The organism is Streptococcus sp. HMSC073D05, assembly GCF_001812015.1.
In the GTDB taxonomy this organism is placed as follows: domain Bacteria; phylum Bacillota; class Bacilli; order Lactobacillales; family Streptococcaceae; genus Streptococcus; species Streptococcus parasanguinis_D.
In genome coordinates this window covers 1-2,587 of sequence record NZ_KV807497.1, presented here as the reverse complement: position 1 = coordinate 2,587, position 2,587 = coordinate 1, and the positions used below count along the sequence as shown (strand labels likewise).

Sequence of the window (2,587 nt, the reverse complement as noted above, 5' to 3'; positions counted from 1 at the left end):
GAGCGAGACGGACTGAAAGTCACATAATAAAAAAACTTTACAGAAGTTTTTTTAGCGGTTATAATTTAACCGAGGTGGTAAAATGTTAACAATTAAAAATAGATTAAAAGTTTTAAGAACTGAGTAAGGAATAACTCAAGATTAACTAGCCGAAATTATAAATAAACGACTAAAAGAAAATGAGAAACCAATATACAAATGGTTGATATCTAACGGGGAAAACAATAAACATACTATCAAACCAGAAAAAGCTCAGATTTTAGCTGATTTTTTTTGGTTAGTATTTCCTCCTTATTAGGTTATGGTGATGAAGTTATGACCTTTAATAGTGGGGCAGAGTTTGAAAAATATCGTAATGATTTAATCAAACGCCTAAATGCTGAGGAAGATCTTGAAAAAACTAGGTAAATCAACTGAACAGAATAAATTTAATAAAAAAACTATTGAAAAGATTGCACTTATAAAACAACGTATAAATCAAAAATACGGAACTGATTCTCACGGAAATCCTGCTTACGATGCTCTTGTATCAGGTATTGGTGAAAACGACTTTTTTATACGATTATTTGATGCATTACTAGATTTTGATGAACTAAAAGAAACGGAAATTTCCGATCTAGTTTATAAATATCTCATTTTAGATAACGACAGTAAACATCTAGTACTAGAACTCATTGACACATTACCACAAGCTAAAACTAAATCTTTATTAAAAAAGATAATAACTAAGAAGAGGTAACTCCTATAGGATTTTTTGACACTGTAAAACAAGAAGGTAGCTTTTCTACTGCATCTGGAGTAAATGTACTACACTACGTTGTCCTTCAAGTAACTTTGAAAGAAAAGTTTTTTCAGTACTGGATCAGGAAACCTTACAGAATTAGAGGATGTTTTCAATAAACAAGCTTCAAAAGGCTATCACCTACATTCAGTCACCACCGCCAATGGTGGAGCAAAGGACTAGGCGGTGGTGACCGTATCCAGGCTACAATGGTATGTGAGAAGATTATCTAAACCCTTTATACAACCTATCTCCACTAATATTAACCTGATTTTCAGCTACTATGCGCAAAATTAAGGGCAATTTAAAGGATCTATTAACAGAAAGGAAACAAATGGAAAAAATATTTGATATCGACTATTTAAAATCTACACCTGAAGGACAATACTTTGATCGGAAAAGTGCTCGTATTCAACCAAAAGATATTCTGAGGCACCTCATTGCGTTTGCAAATGCTGAAGGCGGACACCTTGTTATTGGAATTGAAGACGATGGGGAAGTAACAGGATTCTCTGGCCCTCGTGCAAAACCCATTGAAGACTTCCAAAGCATCCCATACCAACTTAAACAAACTCCTATATCATTTTCGGATAAAATCATTTCGGTTATAAATTCAAGTGGTAAGGAAGATTGTGTTCTTTTGATTTCAGTAAATCCTTCGGTTGATCGTGTTATTATCTCTACAAATGATGAGACATTTCTAAGACAAGGAGATAGGTCAGTTCCCCTAAGCCATGAACAACGACTTCAACTTACTTATGACAAAGGACAACGATATTTTGAAGATGAGATAGTTGAAGGAGCAACGACTGATGATATAGATAGTGAATTAATCCAAAGTTATAAAGACAAAATCGGTTTACCTGATATTTCTATCGAACAAGTCTTAAGAAGCCGTGGACTTCTTAGAGATGGTAAATTAACGAATGCAGCTATTCTTCTATTTGGTAACAATCCATCAGCATTTCTCCCACAAGCTCGTCTAAGAGTTATTAAATATAACGATACTTATGCTAAAACAGGACAAGATTTTAATGTTGTCAAAGAGCAAACATTTGATGGAGCTATTCCTAAAATTATTACAGAAAGCCGTGATTTTGTAAAAAGTCAGCTCAGAGATTTTCAATACCTAGTTGAAGACGGAAGGTTTCAAGTAATGCCTGAATATCCTGAATTTGCTTGGTTTGAAGGAGTTGTAAACGCTGTTACCCATAGAAATTACTCAATTCGCGGACAACATATTACCGTAACACTTTTTGATGATCGCTTAGAAATAAAGAGCCCTGGTGTACTTCCAAATATAGTTACCATCCAAAATATACTCAATGAACGATTTTCTAGGAATCCAAAAATAGCACGAATTCTATCTGAATTTGGTTGGGTAAAAGAAATGAATGAAGGAGTAAAGCGTATCTATAGTGAAATGGAAAGTTTCTTTTTAAATGAACCAAAATATTCTGAACCTAATAATTCCAGCGTGTTGCTTATGTTAGAAAATAACATTTTGAATCGACAACTACGTATTTCAGATAGATTACGCCAAAAACTAACCCCTGAACTCTTCTCCTCTCTAAATTCCCTTGAAAAGCAAGTAGTCACACTGGCTTACCGTGACACTAAAATCACTACTTCTGAAGTTATGGAATTAATACAAAAAAGTAGACCATATACTCTTAAAATTTTAAAGAGACTAACGGAGGATCTAGATATTCTAGAGTGGCATGGTAGCGGTAGAAGAGATACGACACAATACTATACTTTAAAGGATAAATAGTTTATAGCAGTTTATAGCAGTTTATAGCAGTT

Annotated in this window: 2 protein-coding genes and 1 pseudogene; all 3 read left to right on the top strand. The window is 33.8% G+C overall.

All coding sequences use genetic code 11. The annotated features are described in order from the left end of the window. Window positions 1-391 precede the first annotated feature (391 nt). The 3 genes and pseudogenes from HMPREF2832_RS07055 to HMPREF2832_RS07050 all read left to right on the top strand — a co-directional run bounded on the left by HMPREF2832_RS07055 (window position 392) and on the right by HMPREF2832_RS07050 (window position 2,555). On the top strand, window positions 392-739 hold the full coding sequence (locus tag HMPREF2832_RS07055; protein WP_049498175.1) for a hypothetical protein: 348 nt from the start codon (window positions 392-394) through the stop codon (window positions 737-739). A 5-nt stretch (window positions 740-744) separates the two neighbouring features. Then, window positions 745-1,014, top strand: a pseudogene (locus HMPREF2832_RS10540) (DUF4177 domain-containing protein). Window positions 1,015-1,115: 101 nt separating this feature from the next. Next, window positions 1,116-2,555, top strand: coding sequence for an ATP-binding protein (locus HMPREF2832_RS07050; protein WP_049498176.1), 1,440 nt, complete (start codon window positions 1,116-1,118; stop codon window positions 2,553-2,555). Window positions 2,556-2,587: the final 32 nt, after the last annotated feature.

Coding starts and splice junctions, on each gene's coding strand:
- HMPREF2832_RS07050 (WP_049498176.1), top strand. CDS start 1,116: ATGGAAAAAATATTTGATATCGACTATTTAAAATCTACACCTGAAGGA.